This window comes from Bacillus cereus group sp. BfR-BA-01441 (assembly GCF_022663075.1).
Taxonomy (GTDB): Bacteria; Bacillota; Bacilli; order Bacillales; family Bacillaceae_G; genus Bacillus_A; species Bacillus_A cereus.
Genome location: NZ_JAKUEU010000015.1, coordinates 1 through 20,632 on the forward strand (window position 1 = coordinate 1; position 20,632 = coordinate 20,632).

The following is a 20,632-nucleotide window of genomic DNA, read 5'->3' on the forward strand; positions in this document are numbered from 1 at the left end:
AAAAGAAAAATTAAAAGAAAAAATGAGTAATACCTTTATTTTTTGTTTTGTCGCAATAGGTGCTACCACATACAAATATAACTTACCTGAAGATTTCGGTGGATGGTTATCAGTAATAGCAAGATTTATTATACTTTTCGCTTTCCTATTTGGTATTCAATATCTTATTACAGTATTAGCATGGAAGAAATCAAATAAAATTTAATAAGTATAGACAAAAAAGCTTATCTTTTAGCACTTAATGATAAGCTTTTTATTATTTTTTCATCTTTTTTCGTTTTGGTGTACAATGAATTTCTTAGCTTGATAGCGATGGGATAGAACCACATCGCCATCAAGCGGAAATTTTATAGTACCCCAGAACAAAATTTCGTGCTAACTTGTAACAAAAAAAACATGTAAAATTGCCCATAGATAACTATCTTATATTAATTACATAAATTAGTGTGTGATATAATAATATAAAGATATTACATTTAAAGGGGGATTCAAATTGGTTAAAAACTTACCTTTACTAATAGTGATTTTACTACTTGGTATAAGTTCTTCTACGTTAAGTACGAATGGATACTTTTCTCCAGTTATAGAATGGTCTTTAATGATTATAAGTATTATTTTAAACATTACTGCAGTGATAGGTTTATCACTACACGTTCTTGTATACCAACCTATGAAAAGATTTGAAAGAAATTTAAAAGAAACATGTAAATAAAATAATTATATTTGAGGTAACACCCCATCGTTATCGAGCTAAAAAATGTATCCATAAAAAGAAAAAATACGCTATTCTTTCTGTAGAATCATAGGAAAGGATGGCGTTTTTTATTTTAGGGTGTATTTTGTTTTTCTTAGCTTGATGTGGCGGTACCCTATGCACATCAAGCTAAGAAAAACAAATACCCCCAAAACGAAATTTTCTGCTAACTTGTATTAAAAAAGCCCATTTTTTGGTGTTATAAAACCTTTAAGTTGATGGACATTTGGTGCCACCCCATATAGTATAAGACTGCCCTTATTTTGAGCAAAAGCAATAATGGTTTAAAATTAAGGTATGAGACAAAGTTAATAAATAAATCGGAGGATGAAATGTATAAATGATTGATTGTTGAAGATGAAATGAATATAGCATATACGCTAAAAAACCATCTTAAAAAATATGGATATCATTGCCTCGTTGTAGAAGATTTTCAAAAGGTATTAGAAATTTTTCAAGACTTTCAACCCCACCTTGTCATAATGGATGTTACCCTTCCTGCTTTTGATGGTTATTATTGGTCCCGTAAAATAAGACAAATATCAAATTGTCCTATTGTGATTCTCTCTGCTCGTATGAGTGAGGCAGATCAAGTGTATGGCATTGAAAATGGGGCGGATGATTTCATTACTAAGCCTTTTTTATTAGGAGTGATACTTGCAAAAATTAATGGACAAATTCGTCGTATATATGGCGAATATGCAAGAAATGTACAGGGGAAAATTATAAAAATAGGAAATACAACTTTAAACCTGGATACTGTACGATTATGCACACCTAATCAGGAGGAGCTATTAACAATAAAAGAAATCCAGCTATGTACAATGTTCTTTGAAGCGTATCCTAATGTTGTAACAAGACAGCAACTACTTACAGCCATTTGGGATGAGGAAGAATTTGTTGAGGAAAATACCTTAACAGTAAATATTGCAAGAGTACGAAAGAAATTAGAAGCCATTCATTCTACTTTAGAAATTAAAACTATACGAGGAATTGGCTATCAATTAACGGAGAAACTCACATGAAGTTATTTTTAAAAGACCATATGAGCTTTATTATTTTGTATATCATTACATTTATTAGCTTACCAATTATGATTCATCGATTAGATGGTTTTGAAAATCATTATACCTATTTTATATTTCTAGCCTTCTCTCTATTAATCATACTACTTTTTTGTCGTTATTTACGCCGTAAAAAAATGTATGCACATATTGAGAACAAGAACATCCATACGGACAGTCTTATGATTTATCAGCCAATAGCTTCATACGAAAAAGCATACGCATCTCAGTTGCAATATATTCAATCCTTATTTCTATCAAAAGAAGAGGAATATAAGAGTTCTTTACATAATCAGCAATTAATGATTTCTCATGCTGTTCATCAAATGAAAACGCCACTTTCTGTCATTCAACTGCTTATACAATCTAATCAGTTTAAGGAACCAAATTCCCTTGCAGAATGGCAAAAGGTAAAAGTTGAGTGCGATAAACTAAACTTCTCTTTAAATCAGTTACTAACCTATAGTCGCTCTACTAAATTATTAGCAGATTTAAAAATAGAACCAATTCCGTTAAAACATATTGTGCAGGAAGTTATTAATGATTTAAGGGATTATTTTATTGAGGAAGAAATCTTTCCTAAGAGCACTATACCTGAGCATATATTTTTCTATTCAGATCGTAAATGGCTAAAGGTTGTGGTTTACCAGTTATTAAGTAACGCTGTTAAATATGGAGAAAAATACTCATCCATTATAATCCACTATGAAAATGGGCAGTTACTTATTAAAAATAAAGGAGAAACGATACCTGAAAGTGAAATAAAACGTGTTTTTGAATTATTTTACACGGGAACGAAAGGACGTACAAAAGGAGAAGCAACTGGTATCGGTCTCTATTTAGTAAAAAGTATTCTTACTACATTAAATCATCCATACCATCTATATTCTAAAGATAATGAAACAACATTTACAATAGACCTCTCAAGAAGTATAGAAACGGCTACCAAATAAGGTAGCCGTTTTGAATGTGACAATTTTGTCATATTGCTGTCACGTTGAAAGATGTTAAGAAGTAAAAGGCCCATCTATAATCAAATACTGAAAGATACAAAGGAGTGAGGTACTGATGTCAAACACCATTTTAAATGTAAAAGAGCTTCAAAAAGTATATACAGGAGAAATTTCCTATCAAGCACTGAAAGGTATTGATTTTAATTTAAACATGAATGAGTTTGTTGCGGTAATGGGGCCTTCTGGTAGCGGAAAAACAACTTTTCTTAACTGCATTTCAACAATCGATAGCCCAACTAATGGCTTAGTTACAATTAATTCAAAAAATCCTTATGAATTAAATGATAATGAACTAGCGAAGTTTCGTCGCAAAGAATTAGGGTTTGTCTTTCAAGACTTTAACCTTGTTCATACTTTAACAGTAGAGGAAAATATTTTATTACCTTTGGTACTTGACTCTGTAGAAGCTAAGGAAATGAGCAAACGTTTAGAGAAAGTTGCAAATTTTTTAGGTATTAAAGAAATTTTAAAGAAACGTACATTTGAAATTTCAGGTGGACAGAAACAACGTGTGGCAATTGCTCGAGCTGTTATTCATGAACCAGGTTTATTATTAGCTGATGAACCAACTGGAAACCTAGATTCTAAAGCGGTAAATGATGTTATGACATTGTTTGAGTCAATTAACAAGACTTTTAACACAGCTATTTTAATGGTGACACATGATGCCTATGTTGCTAGTTTTGCACATCGCGTAATCTTTATAAAAGACGGTATTCTTTATAATGAGGTGCATCGAGGCAATAATAAACAGAAGTTTTATCAAGAAATTATGGACACACTTACATTTTTAGGTGGTGGGCAGCATGAGTTTTAATCATATTGTCCTTCAAAACATTTTGCGCGATAAATGGACATATATTTCTTATTTTTTAAGCAGTGTATTTTCCATTTTGATATTTTTCTTATTTTCGATTGTAGCATTTCATCCTATGTTAGCGAGCATTCAAACAGGAAGCACACTTAGCCTTGTAATGATACTTACGAGCTGTATTGTATATATTTTTTCATTCGTTTTCATCATTTATTCGATGTTTTCGTTTTTGAAAAAGAAAACAAAAAGTCTTGGCATTTTTATGATTACTGGAGCATCTATGAAGCAAGTGCGTAAGATGGTGTTCAGAGAAAATATGCTTATTGCTAGTGTAGCGATTATAAAAGCGATTGTGCTTGGGCTTGTAATCGCCCCGTTGTTTTTAATGGTTACCAAAAGGGTGTTACAAGTGAATAGCTTTGGTATGTATATACCAATACAAGCTATCGCATTAACTATTATTTTATTTGCAATTTTATTCTGTATCGTTTCTAAATTTATCACACGTTTTATTAACAAAGAAGAAGCTGTACATCTGTTAAAAGCAGATGTAACACAGGAAAAATTAATTGTGCCTGCACCATGGAAGTTGTTACTATCAGTAATTACCAGCGTATTCTTAGCACTATCGCTCATATTAGAAGTGAATTGGGTTGAATCATCTGGAACCATCCATTACATTTTACTATTTGTTAGTTCGCTATTAGCCATATATTTTATTATCACGCAGGGAATGTTTGTATCGATTCATGTATTACAAAAACGACCGTCGTATTACAAAAAAACAAATATGCTTTACGTTTCGAACATAAAGGCCAAAGGTCGCTCACATTCCCATCTTATCTATTTATTAACAATCTTGTTGCTAGGTGTATTTTTATGTACAAATGTACTGTACAGTTCCTATTACAATATAAATACGAGAGCAGAATCAATAGATCCGTACAGCTTTGAATATATCTCACTCTCAGGTAATGCACCGGAAGTTGAAAAGAAAGATATTTCATTTATTGAAAATGCATTAGCAAAACAAGGTAAATACGATGCATATTATTCTGCATTTAAAACAGATAAAAATCATAATATTGGCTTTATGTCAGTTTCAAATTATAATGCCCTTGGTTTTCATAAGACAATTTCACTAAAGGATGATGAATACTATGTTGCAGCAGGAAATAACTATGCTCTTCCAAGTATAGAATTTATTCGTGACTACCCGTTAGGAAAACTTAAATATGCGGGTCTTGAGAAACGAAATATTTTAACTTCAGGTTTCCAAAAGATGTACTATATCGTCCCAGATGCTGTTTATGAAACTATTGACTATCCTGTATTTAAAGTATTTGCTTATGAAATTGATAATTGGACAGAAAAGCTCGACTTGTCCGAAACGATTCTTTCTAAAATTTCAACAATACCAAATGAGCGCCTAATTTCTTCTAAAATTAATTTTTACGAGATTGAAAAAACGACAGTGAGTCTTCTATTCTTTATCGGTTTCATGTTGAGCCTTATCTTCTTGAGCGCGGCAATGAGTATTCTTTATTTCTATCTGCAAACGTCATTTGAAGGAGAAAAAGAAAAATATGCAGGAATCCGAAAACTTGGCTTTTCTGTGAAAGAATTAGTTGCTGTTGTGACTAAGGAGTTGGCAACTTTAATTTTTGTCCCGTTTACACTTGCATCTATTCTTCTATGTGGAATAATGCTTGCAATGCGTAACCATTTTTCATCAGCACTTTATGGAGTCACAGTAATAGGCGTAGGAATATTTTTATTGCTATTTGTTATAAGCTTTTTCATCATTCGACGAAGTTATTTGAAAAAACTTCTGAATTAACAATGCATGTTTCTAATAATATAGGTGCTTGATCTAAAAATAACATAGAAAGTATACCTGTATTTATAATTTTCAAGGGGTTCTTTTCATGAAAAAGAACCCCTTGGATAAATAAGAGATGCTTTTACTATAGAAACTTTATATAAGTATATCGTTGATTTAAGAAACAATATAGTTCTCCTAAAGGATTAATAGTATTTGAGTAATATATAAAGTGGAGGTTTTATATTTTTATGAGATTAAATGCTTTTCAATTAAAGATTTTTGCAATGATCCTTATGGTCATTGATCATGTATATACTTATATTCCAGGTATGCCAATGTGGATGCATCATCCAGGACGTATTGTGGCACCAATTTTCTTCTATTTTGTAGTGGAAGGATTCTTTTATACAAGAAGTCGTACAAAGTATGCTACACGTGTATTTATGTGGGCAGCAATTATGTTTGCTGGTTCAGCGATTATTCAATATATCTTCCCGACAGAGGCTGGATTATCAAATAATATTTTCTTATCACTTGGGTTTGGGATAGTATTATTATGTTCCATTGATTATATGAAACGTACAAAAAACTATTTACTCGGAATTCCAGCTACAATTATTTTGGGTACATTAGGAATATTTACAGAAGCAAGTTTTATAGGCGTCTTCATGACATTGATCTTTTATTTCTTTAAAGAAAAGAAAAAATGGTTAATTATCACATATGTATTATTTTCATTAATGGATGTCCCACCGTTACTTATGGCGGGAGAAATTTTTACAGACATGGGTTTGTTTGGTTTTAATAACCAATGGATGATGGTATTTGCGTTACCGTTCTTCTTTTTATATAACGGGGAACGTGGTTTAAATAATGCATTCACAAAATATATGTTTTATATTTTCTACCCGGTCCACTTATGGATTATCTATACAATTGGATATTTTATGAGTAAATAAAGATAAAAATAAGAAATTTATAAATTTCTTAATGAAGTTGTAGGGAATGAACCTTACAGAAAGTTTTTATTGGATTCAAATTTTTCTTAGAGTACAAAATTCTTTGTTGGTACTATATCATCACTATCAAGCTAACAAAACTAAATTTCTTTAATATGAAAAAATACGCTATTCTTTCTGTAAAATCATAGGAAAGGATGGCGTTTTTAAAATTTTATAGATACTTTGTGGTAGCCTCAAGTAGGAGGATTTAGCACAGGCAAACAAAAATATCTTTTGTCTAGAAAGGAGAATGTTTTTTGAAATACACATTAAGAAAAAATTAAGGGTGTTTTTTATAGGATTACTAGTAATAATCGCTTCTATTTTCGTTTATTACAAGTTTTTAACACCTTCAGCAGATATTCAACAATACAAGGAGTATTATGCTCCAAAAACAACACAAAAAGTATTGAATCAAGGTGAGGTAAACGTCACATTTTTAGGAACATCATCTTTACTATTTGATGATGGAAATACACAATTAATGATTGATGGTTTTATTTCTAGGCCATCCTTACCAAAAATGTTGTTCAGCAATATAAAAACAGATGAAGATACTGTGGATAAAGTTTTTAATCAAATAGGGGTTGATAATAATAAACTTAAGGGATTATTTATTGCACATACACATTATGATCATGCGTTTGATTTAGCTTATATAGCTAAACGAACTGGAACACATGTATATGGTTCAGAATCAGCAATTAACATAGGTATTGGTAGTGATATAAATAAGAACCAGATGTCTGTATATGAAGTAAATAAGGCTATGAAGTTTGGTGATTTTACTGTTACTGTCCTTCCATCGAAACATTCACCAACCTTTGATGAAGGAGAAAAAATAAAAAAGCCACTTAAACAACCTGCTAAAGCCCTAGATTATCATGAAGACTCTTCTTATGATTACTTGATTACACATAATAATAAAACTTTCCTTGTTAAACCAAGTGCTAACTATATAGAAGGAGTATTAGATGATATTCGAGCTGATGTCTTGTTTTTAGGAATAGGGGTATTAGGAAAGCAGGAAAGTACTTTCCAAAATACGTATTACAAGCAAACTGTACGAAAAGTACAACCGAAGCTTGTTATTCCAATACATTGGGACGATTTCAACAAACCATTGACAGATACTCTTGAAGCGATGCCTAAATATGCGGACAATACCAAAAATGGATTAGATTTTATAATTCAAAGGACAAAAGCAGATAAAATTGATTTTCAAATACTTCAAGGTTTTAGAAGTATTTACTTCTAAAAAAGGGATCCACCACACCTCTATCAAGTTAAGGAACATAAAAAACGATAATAATGAACTTCTGCGCTAAAAAAAGACACAAAATTTTCGTTTAGGGGGTAATCTGTTCTGTTAGCTTGATGGTGATGTGGCGGTACCCCATGCCCATCAACTTAAAAAGAACGAGTACCCCAAAACAATAAAAAGCGAGCAAAATGCACCCGTTTTTCGTACAGAGGGTATTATGAGATCTTAAGTTGATGGATGTGTGGCGAGACTATATGAAAGAAGGTTTTGCTTTTTTAACCCAAAACGGTCGTTTATAGTTAGATGAACTACTCACAGCTATTTATGTGATGCCCATTTTTTTAGATGTAATCAAAGGTAGAACAGTTGCATCATGAATTTGCCAAATTCCTTGTATCTGTTGTCCCATATGGAAGAATCTCGTATATTTTTGCAGCAAGTGCTTGGGGAGATTCTTTTGCTCCTCTTTTAAGCCAATCGTTAACAATATTAAAGATACCGCCTGCTAAAAACAGGATTTGCATTCTGCTTATGTCATGATTGCGCGTAATATCCGCTTGAAAAACCTTTTCCATTGTGTAATTCAAATAATCAAGCATCATACTAGATATATTTGCATCAATTAACTTTCCTGACGGCTTCTGTGCAGACACAAAGCCCTCTATAATATATTCAATAATTAGCTGCATACTTTCATACGGATCCAAACTATCAACCTCTTTCAAGAATTGTTGAACAATTTCATCCACTGATACTTGTACGACGTCGTAAACGTTACGGTAGTATTTGTAGAATGTGACTCTGGCAACTCCAGCCTTTTTGCAAATAGCTGTTACGGTTATATCTTGCAGTTTATGTTCATGCAACAGTGCGCTCAATGCCTCCATAATGTATCTCTGAGAGTGTATACTGTCTTCTCTTGACTTCCTCAAAGCTAACACATCCCTTCATTCTGTTCGTTTTAAGTGCAAATTATCACATAGTGCTTGAAAGATGAAAATTCACTGTTATACTTACACATGTAAGTACAATTGTTAGTGTAGTGATAATGTCATTGTATAAAAGGCCATCATTGCTGTCAATGTGTACCATTTTCTTTGTTTCCTACTGGCAATTTTCCGCCATTTTGCAAGCTATAAATAGGTAGGGATATACCGATACAATTTACAATGAACATTTTAAAATCCTTTTATATGAATAATATGTGTTTTTGGTGTTTGTGCGTTTCTAGATTACAACGTAAGAACAAGACAAATTTTCAACGAGAGTAGGGTGAGATTTAATTGGCAAAATATCTTTATAAGTTAGGACATTGGGCAGTAAATCATAGGAAAAAGGTTGTATTCAGTGCACTCGCAATTCTTATTGCATTTGTATTTATTGGAGTCAACATGGGTTCCTCTTTCAATGATGAAATGAGCATTCCGAATACACCGGCAGATAAAGCAGGAAAAGTAATTGAAAAAGAGTTTAAAGCGATGCAACCAGCAGGTGCACAAGTAAAAGTAGTATTTCAAGCACCAAAAAACGAAACCTTGGAGTCAGCGGAAGTACAACAGAAAATTGCAGAAGTTCTAGGTGAGATTAAAAAAGATTCAGCTGTTGATTCTGTGGCAGCACCGATGCAACTGCAGAACCTTAGTGAAAATAAGAAAATCGGATATGCAATTGTTACGTACAAAGTGAAAGCGGAAAAGGTCACAGAAGCTTCTAAGGATAAGATTTTAGATAGTATTGAAACAACAAGAGATGCCGGCATTCAAACGGAGCTATCAGGAGGCGATATTAAGTTTTCCGACTCAGAGACTTCAGGTATGACTGAAATTGTTGGAGTACTTGTTGCCTTCGTAGTCCTGACATTTACTTTTGTGTCTTTTCTAGCAGCTGGACTGCCGATTCTCACTGCGATAATTGGATTAGCGATTGGAATGCTAGGAATCATGATTGGAACCAATTATGTGGAAATCCAATCTGTTTCCTTAACATTAGCTGCCATGCTGGGACTCGCAGTAGGCATTGACTATGCGCTTTTCATTATCAATCGCTTTAGACAGCAGCTCGCACAAGGAGATTCTGTGCCAGAATCTATTGCCATTGCAACGGGCACAGCGGGAAGTGCCGTAATCTTTGCGGGATTAACTGTTATTATTGGTCTTTTGGGACTGTCTGTTACAAAGATTCCATTCCTAATAGCGATGGGCGTATCCGCTGCTTTTACTGTGTTCATAGCTGTGGTGGTTTCCGTCGTCATATTACCGGCCATATTAGGACTTATCGGCCATAAGATTGCCCCATCTAAACAAAATCGATTCTTGCAAAAGATGACTGGGGCAGGTAAGAAACGCACTGGTTCAAATAAATGGGGGGAATTTGTCGTAAGACGTCCTCTGGTTGTTTCGATTTTCGCCATCGGACTACTTGCAGTGCTTACGATTCCATTTTTCCATATGAACCTTGGGCTGCTTTCTGATGGAACATCAAAGTCCACAGAAACGACAGAACGAAGAGCATATGATTTATTGACGGAAGCATATGGAGAAGGAATTCATGCCTCTTTAGCGGTAGTGGCTAAATCGGAGGAAGCAACAGCTGAAACGCAAAATGTTATGAACACTATTACAAAAGAATTGGGTAACCTATCTGACGTGAAAAGTGTGACACCAGCTATCCCTGGTCCTTCTGGAAAGATTTATATGATTTCCGTCACACCAAAAACAGGACCTGACGATACAAAGACGAAGGATTTAGTAAATGCGATTCGGGACAAATCAAACCAGTCCGAGAAAGAAAATGGAATTGAACTAATGGTAACGGGCACAGCAGCAATGAATATTGATATTGTGCAAAAGCTGAGTGATGCCTTGCCAGTTTTCGCTGCTCTAATTGTGGGACTTGCATATGTACTCTTAGTTCTAGTGTTTAGATCTCTGCTCATTCCATTAAAAGCAGTATTAGGGTTTCTACTTTCTCTTGGTGCTACGTTGGGAGCCGTGGTATTTTTCGTGCAGGATGGGCATTTCCAAAGTTTATTTGGTTTCCCAGCTGCCAGTCCAATCTTAGCTTTCTTGCCTGTTATTCTGATTGGCATCCTGTTCGGACTTGCCATGGACTATGAGGTGTTCCTAGTGAGCAAGATGCGGGAAGTATATACGCATACAGGCGACCCGAAGAGAGCTATTTTAGAAGGAATGCGAGAGAGCGGTAAAGTTGTAGTCGCAGCAGGATTAATTATGATGTCTGTATTTATTGGATTCATGTTGGCACCTGATAGCATCATTAAATCCATAGGCATGGCTCTTACATTCGGTGTTTTCTTCGACGCATTCATCGTGAGAATGACAATCGTACCTGCGGTCATGGCTCTCATGGGTAAGTCAGCCTGGTACTTGCCAAAATGGCTGGATAAAATTTTACCTAACATTGATGTTGAAGGAGAAAGCATTATACATCACATGGAAAACAAAAGTGAAAAGATATATAAACAGAACAGTTAAAGTTAATTCATAGTTGTATTCATAAAAAAACCGCTTCGCTATAAAAGAGAAGCGGTTTTTTAGAGAAAGTATAGATCCTCCTTCGCTAATTATGTAAATATATAAAAGGAACTAAGGTATTGCACTATCCATAAAGCAAAAAACACGTTATCCTTTCTGTAGAATCATAAGAGAGGATGGCGTTTTTTGTATGTCTATTTCTGTATCTGACCAACTAAAACTATTCGCACAGGAGATTCAAAGCTTTTTATCCCCAAATATCTTACGAACTCTTGCTAGAGATGTCGGTTTTGTGTAACGATCCAGTAAGTACCAAGCAAAAGATTTAGTCGCTTTATGTATATGGATAAGTCAAAATATCGCTACAACCTCTTTAGCGCAGCTATCTAGCTGTTTAGAAGCATCCACAGAAGTACTCATCAGTCCGGAAGGACTGTATCAAAGGTTTAATAAATCAGCCGTTCAGTTTTTACAACATATATTGACTAACCTTCTAAATAAAAAATTAACTTCATCTATACCACTTTCTTCTCCATACACCTCTATTTTCAAGCGTATTCGCATTTTAGATTCCACTGCATTTCAGCTTTCAGATATATTTTCAACCATTTATCCTGGGGCTGGAGGTGTAGCTATACTGCTGGGATGAAAATTCAACTTGAATATGACCTATTAAGCGGCCTAATTCAAAAAATGAAACCCGATAGGGTTTATTTCGCATGCAAACCTTTAAATTCTCTAAGTTTGGCTTTTAAAAAAAAGAAATAATCACTACTATACTTGACATTGTATAATCTTAGCTTGATAGCGATGTGATCATGCCCTTTTTTAGAGTCATACTATCAGTATATCCAAGATTAGGAGATTACTTGCAAGAGTCTTGGAAGTATTGCAACCGTGCTGTGTTATAATTCTAAAGTACTAACATTTCAAGTAGGATTTATAGATGTCGGTTTGACATATGCAATGTAAAATCAATTTGTTATTTTGAGGGTTCAGGCTACCATTATTTAAACTAATATTCACACTAAAAGAAGTACAAGGAGGAAGGTATATCTATAAAATAGTGAGGTATACCAAAATAGAAATGAACATTAAATTTAATAAAAAAGTAGTAGCATTCACGGCAGGATTAACGGTATTATCTTCACCATTGGTATCGTTTGCAGAGGAACAACAATTAGTAAACAATAAGCAATCTACAAACGTTCAGGAACAAAGTAAAACAACATCAGATGAACAGGCTTTAAAAAGTATTGAAGCTAGTTTTAAAGAGGTAGACGGACGTGGTGGAGGCACTGTCGACAATAAAAAAGTAGATAGTCTTCAACGTTCAGAAGGTATTCATGAAGAAACAGGTACACTAACTGTTCCTAACAATTCAAACAGAACAAAACGTAGTTTGTCTCCCATATCACCTAGCACCTCTAGTACAATAAATGGTGTCCCATTCACTGAATGGATTGTACCAGCAGGTAACGATAATATTCGCCCTCAAAACTATATGAGTCCAAAGTACATTACAATTCATGAGACTGATAATACAAGTGTAGGAGCAGGTGCTAGAAACCACGCCCAATACCTTTATAACCAAGCAGTAGGCAACACAGACCGAGCTGCATCGTGGCATTTTACAGTAGACGATAAAGAGATTTATCAACACCTTCCATTAAACGAGAACGGATGGCATGCAGGAGATGGTGATGGTCCAGGTAATAGAGAATCCATTGCAATTGAAATCGCAGTTAACAGTGACGGAAACTACAGTAAAGCGGTAGATAACGCTAAGAAACTTGTAGCTTATTTAATGAAAGAAACTGGTGTACCGTTAAATAACATTGTAAAACACCAAAAATGGAGCGGTAAAATCTGCCCTGCTAACATGATTAATAATGGGCAATGGGATGTATTCGTAAATAGCGTTGAGGGGTATTATAATGATCTTTATCAACCAAAAGATGACATTACAGGAGGTTGGTATGAAGAAGCTATTCGAGAGTTAAATAGAAGGGGGATTATGATAGGGGAAGGAAACGGGATTTTCGCACCCAATAGAGCGATAACAAGAGCCGAATTTGCTCAATTAATCTCTAACTCTCTAAACCTGCCAGCTGGAGATGCTTCATTTAAAGACCTAAACGATGCAAATTCAACTTTACGGGATGGTATTAAACGTACTGCAAGTGCAGGTATCATTCAAGGTAGAGGAGATGGTTATTTTGACCCAAACACACCTATTACAAGAGAAGAATCAGCAATTATTGTAAACAAGGCTTTACAGTATAAAGGTATATGGGGACCAGTTGTAAACCTACCATTCTCAGATAAAGACCAAATTATATATAAAGAAGACGTACAAAGACTGTATGGCCTAGGTATTGTAAGAGGTAAGGGTGACAATCAATACGACCCTAAAGGAACAACAACTCGTGGTGAAACAGCAACATTCATTCTAAATATGCTACAAGTAATTGAAAATGGTAGTGTAGAAAAGGTAATTGGAACGGCTCAAATTAATGGTATTGGGGTAAATGTTCGAAGCGGATCAGGTACAAACTATTCTATTGTTAGAAAGACAAGTAAAGGCGAAAAAGTTACAGTATATGAAGAAAAGAATGGTTGGCTAAGAATTGGAACAGGTCAGTGGATTTATTATGATTCTAGTTATATCGACTATAGCAGATTATAAAAGACTAAATAGTTAAAAGAACAAGTCATATTTGAATATATAACTTACTCTCAGGTTGTGAAGAAGACTTTCTCCACAACCTGTTTTTGTGTCTGCCCCCTCTTTACCTACCAATATTGATAAAAAGAGGAAAAGGAGAGATTCATTATGATGGGGGCATCGAAAAATCACCGTGATCGGCGTGTATACAATTTAATTTACCTTATGTTTTTACGTATGAATTGAGCAGGTCCTTTTGAAAATAAGGGAAAGATAATTTAATGTGCTTCCCCTGAATGTTGTACACATTTTCTAAAAAATAAACTATATAATTATATCGATAACGGGGTTATTTAATATAATGTATTAATCCTAACATAAGGGAGGATTAGCCATACAATTAGTTTGTTTTAAAGTAGTAAATGGACAATACTTTTTAGTTGTAGAAGGTATCGGAGATTCCTGCGCCAATTTCAGCGTTTGCTGCAGCTTTATTAATTGGTTTAGGAGTAATCCCGCTTTGTTCTTAATTTAAGGAATTCCAAACAGCTCTACCTTTCAATTGATAAACCCTTAAGCATATGAATGCTTGGGGGTTTTTTATATTAAAAAAGAAAAGACGCCATAAGGCGTCCCCACAAATAGGTAGATAAGACTTTAGTTTTCCAATCTAAAGAAATTTTGTATCAGCTCTTTGAAAGTATATCATAATATCTGATTGATTTATTATGCATTATTACATACTTTTCTCAAACCCTCTAGTTTCTATTAGATAAAATAGAATCCTAATATTACTAAAAATCAAATAAATATTTCTAAAAACCCTAAATATTTATAAGGGTAATAAAAGTGATACATTTAAGGTGCAAATTATAAAAAATATTAAGGGGAGAATAAAGCAGTATTAAAAAACTATTATAAGCGGTGGGCATTTATATAGGTTATATGAACTTGAATTTTGTTAAAAAAATCCTCATTTAAGTGTACTTTTTCTGACTTGGGATAACGTAATTTTAATAATATGAATGATGAAGGCAGATCCCAGGCATAAAGAAACGAAATACCCACAGCGCTTTAGGTATTCTATTATGCAGTGAGATCTTATTATTTAAAAGAATTATTTTACTGGATTCAAAGGATTGAAAAACGTATTTGAAATTTAAATACCTTTGCAGAGATAATAAAGGTATTTAATTAAAGCACCTGTTGACTAAAGTAGTTTTTCAACAGATTACTAATTTAGGGTGAACTCTTTAATATAATGATACCGGGGCATTTGTCTATTGGGTTTTCAGAAGGATTTAAAATCGTATATCTAAAAAATGTAAACATATATATTTTAAGAGAACTGAGTTTGAGAGTATAACGATAAATGTGCTGGATTTACTGACACATTGATAACCGAAAAAACAAACTATTTAAGACCAGTGCAATCAGATACTACAATTCTACTAGTCACGTTAATTATTTCTCACTTGTGGGGGGAATGTAGTGTTTTGAAATGTATCTGTTTTTGTTTCCCTATATGAACTATTATATCAACAGGCTCCTTACTAAAATAATGAAGAATCATCATTTGTTTATTCTGATTTCTGGAAAAGTTTTAATAGATTCATGTTGAACAAACATACTTTTTAGAAAGAGGGGAGATTATTGATGGATAATCAATTACTATATCAACAGCAAAAAAGAGAAAAGGCACTTGTGGTTGGAGCTGGTATTGCAGGCTTACTTACTGCACGCGTGCTTTCCAGTTATTTTGAGACAGTGATAGTTGTTGAAAAAGATGAGTTACCTCAAAAACCATCTGAACGTCCAGGTACACCTCAAGACTTTCATCCTCATCGTGTATTACCACGTGGAGAAATAATTATGAACCGTTTCTTTCCTGGATATGTTGATGATTTGTTAAATCTAGGGGCCCATAATGTCAAGAATGATAAAATGATTCGATTTTCTCCGTATGGGGCACTGGAACTAGTTATAGAACGAAAAGGTGCAGCAAGCAGTCGGGCATTGTTAGAATGGACAATCCGCCAACGTGTGGAAGAAATACCTAATGTACATTTTCATTCAAGGCAAGCAGTCACAGGTCTTTTAACTTCGTCTGATCACAAGCGTGTTATTGGAATTCATATTCAAGAACGAGACGAATTAAAAACAAAGAGAACTGTATTAACTGATTTGGTAGTTGACACATGTGGTCGTCAATCTAAACTTAATAAATGGCTTACATCTATGGGATATGATGTTCCAGAACCAGAACGTTTAAAGGTGAATTTTGGATATAGCACGAGATATTATAAAGTACCTTCACATATCAAAGAGAAATTGAGTGCAATTTCTGAAGGAGATCCTGCTAAAAAAGTTGGTGCTGTAGGGTTATTATATATTGAAGATAACATAGCTCAAGCGCTACTATTTGTTGCTGGAGGTACGCACTATCCACCAACCAATTCAAAAGAATATGAAAAAGAACTGGACTCTTTAGTTACCCCTATGATGAGGGAGTTAATTAAAGAGTTAGAACCAATTAGTGTCCCAAGAGGATTTAGAGCGCAGGAGTCAACTCGTCAACATTTTGAACAAATGGAAAATTGGCCATCTGGATTATTAGTGTTAGGTGATGCTTTTTGTAACTTTGATCCCATTTACGGACAAGGGATGACCGTAGCCGCCATTGAAGCTGAAATGTTAGATACTTGTTTAAAAGAACATTCTACTCATAAACCTGGATTCGAACACAAGGTGCTGCAACGTATGCAACAGGCTATTGAGCCGGCATGGTGGCTGAGTTCAATTGCGGATTTACGTTGGAAAGGTGTTGAACATGTAGGAGCTGTTCCACTAAAAGGTGTGAAATTTGCACAGAAATATTTTGATTTATACCTTAAACAAGCTGTAAAGCAAGCGAATGAGGGGAATTCATCCATGCTCCAAAAATATATAATGATGAATGGGCTAGTTCATTCGCCTCATGAAATCATTAACTCAGATATGTTAAGGATGTTAATAAATGGGAATGAGACTTCGGAGGGGAATGAACTTTTGAACGAACTTGGAGAAGTAGATAAGAAATCACTGCAAGAAAGAATACATGAACTAATCCCTTCCTTCACATTAGCTTTTGAGAATAGTGTTCCAAATCTGTTCTCATCCATTTCAATTTCTAATGTCAAATGAGGAAAAGCTAGTACAAATTAATGATTATTTGTACTAAATATACTCTAATTTTGTATATCTTACACACTATTCAAAGAAGAAACATAACCTCTCATTTTCTGCAGGTATATGTTTCTTTTTATCATTTTAGCCAAGAAAACTCCTTCCTTAAGGAACGTGAAGGGTCACAGCCTAGTGGGTAGGTGGGAGAGGAGGAATCATCTAATATATATTGGATGATACTTTTTTGTTTTATGAACAAAAAGGCTATTGAAAGGGTCCTGATATGAATATCAGGACCCTTTCAATGTATATAATTATTTCACTGCCTCTTTTAATTCTTTTCCAGCTTTAAAAGCAGGTGCTTTTGAAGCTGCGATTTGCATTTCTTCACCTGTTTGTGGGTTACGTCCTGTACGTGCAGATCTTTCACGTACTTCAAATGTACCAAAACCAAGAATCTGTACTTTCTCTCCATTTGCTAGCGCATTTGTTACTGTATCTAATAACGCTTGTGTTGCTGCTGCAGCATCTTTTTGTGTAAGTTCAGTTTTTTCTGCTACTACTTTTGTTAATTCTGTTTTATTCATTTTCTGCACCTCTTAATATGTAATTAGGTGACTATTATAACGTGTGTGTATTCATGATGCAATTATACTGTACTTAAAAAAGCCATAGCAAGAGCAAGAGGACAATGTCTGTGTAAAAGGCATAACAAGGATATTAATTATCGCTTTAAACTCTGTTCATATTTCTTTACATCTTCCATGGTTTTAAATATTAACAAATCAAAAACTCCTTTTTCATTCCCACATATGACAACAAAACCATCTGTTGCTTTCAGAACTCTACCAACGCCACCATCTGTAAGTGTAATACTGGTGAGATGTTTTACGTTCAGTTTTTCTGCTTTTTGAATGTAAGTAGTTATGGGTGTTCCTACAGGAAATGCGTCTGTGATTTCTTTTGTTGTATACGTGCCATTATCTATTGATTGAGTTTTAGTTGTAATAGAATCAGTTTGAGTGGCACATCCTGTTGAACATATTAAAAGAATGCCAGTAATAAGACTTACACATGCTGTTTTTACCATTCACAAAATCCTCCTATAACTGTTCGTATTGTCAACCCATTTAGGGTAACAAATTATATATACGAAGTTTGTTGGTTTATGTGAGGCGTAAATCAACAAAGATACAGGAATTTTGCCAAAATGTGTTTCAAACAAAAGAAAAGACACCCAAAGGTACCTTACTTCGGCTGGAACCATCGTAATATGGTATTGGGTGCCAACCCGAGTATTATTTTGACACATTAAGTAATTTTGGTTGTTGAGAAATATAATTCAAATCTATATTTTGTTTATTTTGCTTCATTAGCTTTTTTGTAGTGGATTCTTCAATCTGTTCAGGTGTACTGTTAATTTCATCGGTAATTGCTATCTTGCTATCCGGGTGCACACAATAACGGTATTTGTTGCACCAGAACCAAAAAAGTAATTAAATGTAAAAAGATAAAAGTCGAAACGTATATTATTATTATATTGAGAATTATAAATTAAAGGTGGCATCTGGAAGGGAATGGTTATAAATGAAAGCAATAAAGGGGAAGTTATCTTTTAGCATTGATATTATAGGTTGTATCCTTTGCATTATAATGCTTATTATAAGTCTTGTTAATTTTAGAACATGGGTGCATCCTTGTTTATTTCTTGTCTGTGGACTAATTTTCCTTATTAATATAGTAAATAACCTTAAGGGAAAAAGGCGTAATTTAAATTAAAATAAATTTCTATTCATATAGCTCAAAAAAATCACTATTCTTTTTGTAGAAATATACAGGAAGGATGACTTGATCAATTAGAATTTGATAGAATTTTTTACATAAGAATCCCTCACTTTTAAACAAAGTGAAATTGGGGAGCTTATTAATGAATCAGAAAAAGATATTCAAATTGAACTTAGAATATCTAGAAGAATTCTTAGAGTTACTAGACAAAGAACGTATTTTAATAGTGAATGACTAAAGTTAACAAACTAAAATTATGTAAATGAGCTGTCCATATGGACGGCTCATTTTTTTGCTTAGCATGTGTTTTCTCCGAAATGCTGAAGGTCCACATCATTATCAAGTTAAGAAAGGCAAATATCCTCAAAATGAAAAACTAAGCCGTTCTTTATTGAAAATCCACGGGATTTTTAACCCGGAGGTGTTATAAAATATGGTTTAACGGAAATCTACGATTATGCTTGTCCTTCTTTATATACTTGCATCAAGACTCTAGAATCTAAATTTTATGATTGTTTTCATGTTCTCGTATAACTGATAAATGAGTATTTCCTAAAACTTGAATTCCAATTGTCAATATGAGCATGAGTAACATGATACAGGCAAATAGCCAGAAAGTAATTTGGACAGGGTACTTATCCATACTTTGTCCTATAATGATTGGGATCAACGAGCCACCTAGGCCGTTTGTAGCTAATAATATACTAGTTGTCTTTTCTGTTTGACCAGGAAAATATAGGTTTGTGATAATTAAGGCAATCGCAAACATTGCTGCCATAAATAAACCCAGAAAGAAGCATAGAAAGAAACCTAACCAAACATTACCGCTAATGGCTAGCAAAATAAGTACAACTAAGCCGCCAATATTAATTGAAAGTAAAAACTTGTTATAGGTAAGCTTTTCAGAGATAAAGCCTGTTAACGCACGCCCTATTACCATTGCCGTCCAGTAAACAGTTACCGTCAGTGTCGCAAGAGAATTAGGGACTTCCCACTCTTCCATGAAAAGTGAAGGTAAAAAATGAACAATAGATACTTCGCTCCCACCATAGCAGAAGAAGTATATTGCAGAAAATGTAATGATTAAAAACGTCTTTTTAGTATAAGAACCAGTTGTTTTATTAACAGGTGTATTGACATTTGTATTCTTTATAAGAAATTCATCTACTTCACCAAAAGACAATACCTTCCATCCAACCATAACTAAAAATGAGCTCAACCCCAATATCAAAAATGCATATTCCCAAATCCCCTTACTTATAAGTATGCTAGAGAAAAGTGGCATAAATAGTGCGCCTAATCCAAATGCAACTTCTAGTTTACCCATTGCTGAGGCTTGTTTTTCTTGAAATGTAACTAAGATGATTGTGCCAATACAAGATTCCGCTAATCCAGCCCCGAATCCTGCTAACCCGACTAATGGAAAAAGAAAATACCAATTTGGTAGAAAAAATGAAAAAAGTTCAACACTAATCATAATTAAACCCAGGAGAACAACATTTTTACGTCCTAGTTTTCTAACTAGAAAAGGCATGCTAAGTACACCAAATAAAAACCCAACAAATTGACCAAAGATGAGTAAACCACCATTACTATAATTTTGGTTATAGTGAAGTAGAATCTCAGGTAGCATTGCACCAATGATGACTAAGGTAAAAGCGATTAACATGTACGAAAAGAAGCTTATCCAAAGTAAACGTTTTAACAACTATCTCTCCCCCTTATAAGTAATTTATTTATTGTTTAAATCAATTGCATATACTAAACATTTAATATCTAGATATT

At 33.9% G+C, this 20,632-nt stretch carries 14 protein-coding genes and 2 pseudogenes; 12 read left to right on the top strand and 4 right to left on the bottom strand.

Annotated features, from left to right (window positions below):
- From MR107_RS08950 to MR107_RS08985, 8 genes and pseudogenes are all read left to right on the top strand, one after another.
- Positions 1 to 205 (top strand): annotated as a pseudogene (locus MR107_RS08950) (DUF6773 family protein); the annotation flags it as partial.
- Positions 206 to 493: 288 nt separating this feature from the next.
- Entirely contained in the window at positions 494 to 712 is a 219-nt protein-coding gene (locus MR107_RS08955; RefSeq protein WP_000240400.1) for a hypothetical protein, read from the top strand.
- Positions 713 to 1,098: 386 nt separating this feature from the next.
- Positions 1,099 to 1,779 carry a response regulator transcription factor gene (locus tag MR107_RS08960; protein WP_255854085.1) on the top strand — a complete coding sequence of 227 codons (681 nt, stop codon included), beginning with the start codon at positions 1,099 to 1,101 and terminating at the stop codon, positions 1,777 to 1,779.
- Positions 1,776 to 2,771, top strand: coding sequence for a sensor histidine kinase (locus tag MR107_RS08965; protein ID WP_242292262.1), 996 nt, complete (start codon positions 1,776 to 1,778; stop codon positions 2,769 to 2,771). Before MR107_RS08960 ends, MR107_RS08965 begins: the two co-directional genes overlap by 4 nt.
- Before the next feature lie 115 nt (positions 2,772 to 2,886).
- Positions 2,887 to 3,648 carry an ABC transporter ATP-binding protein gene (locus MR107_RS08970; protein ID WP_088321826.1) on the top strand — a complete coding sequence of 254 codons (762 nt, stop codon included), beginning with the start codon at positions 2,887 to 2,889 and terminating at the stop codon, positions 3,646 to 3,648.
- Positions 3,638 to 5,485, top strand: a complete 1,848-nt coding sequence (locus MR107_RS08975) for an FtsX-like permease family protein (RefSeq protein ID WP_088321825.1) — start codon at positions 3,638 to 3,640, stop codon at positions 5,483 to 5,485. Before MR107_RS08970 ends, MR107_RS08975 begins: the two co-directional genes overlap by 11 nt.
- Positions 5,486 to 5,718: 233 nt before the next feature.
- Positions 5,719 to 6,429 carry a TraX family protein gene (locus tag MR107_RS08980; RefSeq protein ID WP_088346586.1) on the top strand — a complete coding sequence of 237 codons (711 nt, stop codon included), beginning with the start codon at positions 5,719 to 5,721 and terminating at the stop codon, positions 6,427 to 6,429.
- A gap of 292 nt (positions 6,430 to 6,721) precedes the next feature.
- Positions 6,722 to 7,729, top strand: coding sequence for an MBL fold metallo-hydrolase (locus MR107_RS08985; RefSeq protein WP_242292263.1), 1,008 nt, complete (start codon positions 6,722 to 6,724; stop codon positions 7,727 to 7,729).
- A gap of 377 nt (positions 7,730 to 8,106) precedes the next feature.
- Here the strand turns inward: MR107_RS08985 and MR107_RS08990 are convergent, their stop codons facing one another.
- Positions 8,107 to 8,622, bottom strand: a complete 516-nt coding sequence (locus MR107_RS08990; protein WP_088321822.1) for a TetR/AcrR family transcriptional regulator — start codon at positions 8,620 to 8,622, stop codon at positions 8,107 to 8,109.
- Between the two features lie 396 nt (positions 8,623 to 9,018).
- On the opposite strand from MR107_RS08990, the gene MR107_RS08995 reads away from it, so the two are divergent.
- From MR107_RS08995 to MR107_RS09010, 4 genes and pseudogenes are all read left to right on the top strand, one after another.
- Positions 9,019 to 11,229, top strand: coding sequence for an MMPL family transporter (locus MR107_RS08995; protein ID WP_242292264.1), 2,211 nt, complete (start codon positions 9,019 to 9,021; stop codon positions 11,227 to 11,229).
- A 190-nt stretch (positions 11,230 to 11,419) separates the two neighbouring features.
- A pseudogene (locus MR107_RS09000) lies at positions 11,420 to 11,910 on the top strand (transposase); the annotation flags it as partial.
- A 406-nt stretch (positions 11,911 to 12,316) separates the two neighbouring features.
- Complete coding sequence (locus MR107_RS09005) at positions 12,317 to 13,918, top strand: S-layer homology domain-containing protein (RefSeq protein WP_242292265.1); 1,602 nt, start codon at positions 12,317 to 12,319, stop codon at positions 13,916 to 13,918.
- A gap of 1,635 nt (positions 13,919 to 15,553) precedes the next feature.
- Positions 15,554 to 17,080 carry an FAD-dependent oxidoreductase gene (locus MR107_RS09010; RefSeq protein WP_242292266.1) on the top strand — a complete coding sequence of 509 codons (1,527 nt, stop codon included), beginning with the start codon at positions 15,554 to 15,556 and terminating at the stop codon, positions 17,078 to 17,080.
- Positions 17,081 to 17,376: 296 nt separating this feature from the next.
- Here MR107_RS09010 and MR107_RS09015 read toward each other — a convergent pair whose 3' ends face one another.
- From MR107_RS09015 to MR107_RS09025, 3 genes are all read right to left on the bottom strand, one after another.
- Complete coding sequence (locus tag MR107_RS09015; RefSeq protein ID WP_242292267.1) at positions 17,377 to 17,649, bottom strand: HU family DNA-binding protein; 273 nt, start codon at positions 17,647 to 17,649, stop codon at positions 17,377 to 17,379.
- A 137-nt stretch (positions 17,650 to 17,786) separates the two neighbouring features.
- Positions 17,787 to 18,152 carry a hypothetical protein gene (locus MR107_RS09020; RefSeq protein ID WP_242292268.1) on the bottom strand — a complete coding sequence of 122 codons (366 nt, stop codon included), beginning with the start codon at positions 18,150 to 18,152 and terminating at the stop codon, positions 17,787 to 17,789.
- Positions 18,153 to 19,346: 1,194 nt separating this feature from the next.
- On the bottom strand, positions 19,347 to 20,555 hold the full coding sequence (locus tag MR107_RS09025) for an MFS transporter (RefSeq protein ID WP_000919810.1): 1,209 nt from the start codon (positions 20,553 to 20,555) through the stop codon (positions 19,347 to 19,349).
- Positions 20,556 to 20,632 lie beyond the last annotated feature (77 nt).

What these genes read in the sequence shown, in the direction of transcription:
- MR107_RS08965 (WP_242292262.1), top strand. Translation starts at nt 1,776, where the DNA reads ATGAAGTTATTTTTAAAAGACCATATGAGCTTTATTATTTTGTATATC.
- MR107_RS08970 (WP_088321826.1), top strand. Translation starts at nt 2,887, where the DNA reads ATGTCAAACACCATTTTAAATGTAAAAGAGCTTCAAAAAGTATATACA.
- MR107_RS08975 (WP_088321825.1), top strand. Translation starts at nt 3,638, where the DNA reads ATGAGTTTTAATCATATTGTCCTTCAAAACATTTTGCGCGATAAATGG.
- MR107_RS08980 (WP_088346586.1), top strand. Translation starts at nt 5,719, where the DNA reads ATGAGATTAAATGCTTTTCAATTAAAGATTTTTGCAATGATCCTTATG.
- MR107_RS08985 (WP_242292263.1), top strand. Translation starts at nt 6,722, where the DNA reads ATGTTTTTTGAAATACACATTAAGAAAAAATTAAGGGTGTTTTTTATA.
- MR107_RS08990 (WP_088321822.1), bottom strand. Translation starts at nt 8,622, where the DNA reads ATGGAGGCATTGAGCGCACTGTTGCATGAACATAAACTGCAAGATATA.
- MR107_RS09005 (WP_242292265.1), top strand. Translation starts at nt 12,317, where the DNA reads ATGAACATTAAATTTAATAAAAAAGTAGTAGCATTCACGGCAGGATTA.
- MR107_RS09010 (WP_242292266.1), top strand. Translation starts at nt 15,554, where the DNA reads ATGGATAATCAATTACTATATCAACAGCAAAAAAGAGAAAAGGCACTT.
- MR107_RS09015 (WP_242292267.1), bottom strand. Translation starts at nt 17,649, where the DNA reads ATGAATAAAACAGAATTAACAAAAGTAGTAGCAGAAAAAACTGAACTT.
- MR107_RS09020 (WP_242292268.1), bottom strand. Translation starts at nt 18,152, where the DNA reads ATGGTAAAAACAGCATGTGTAAGTCTTATTACTGGCATTCTTTTAATA.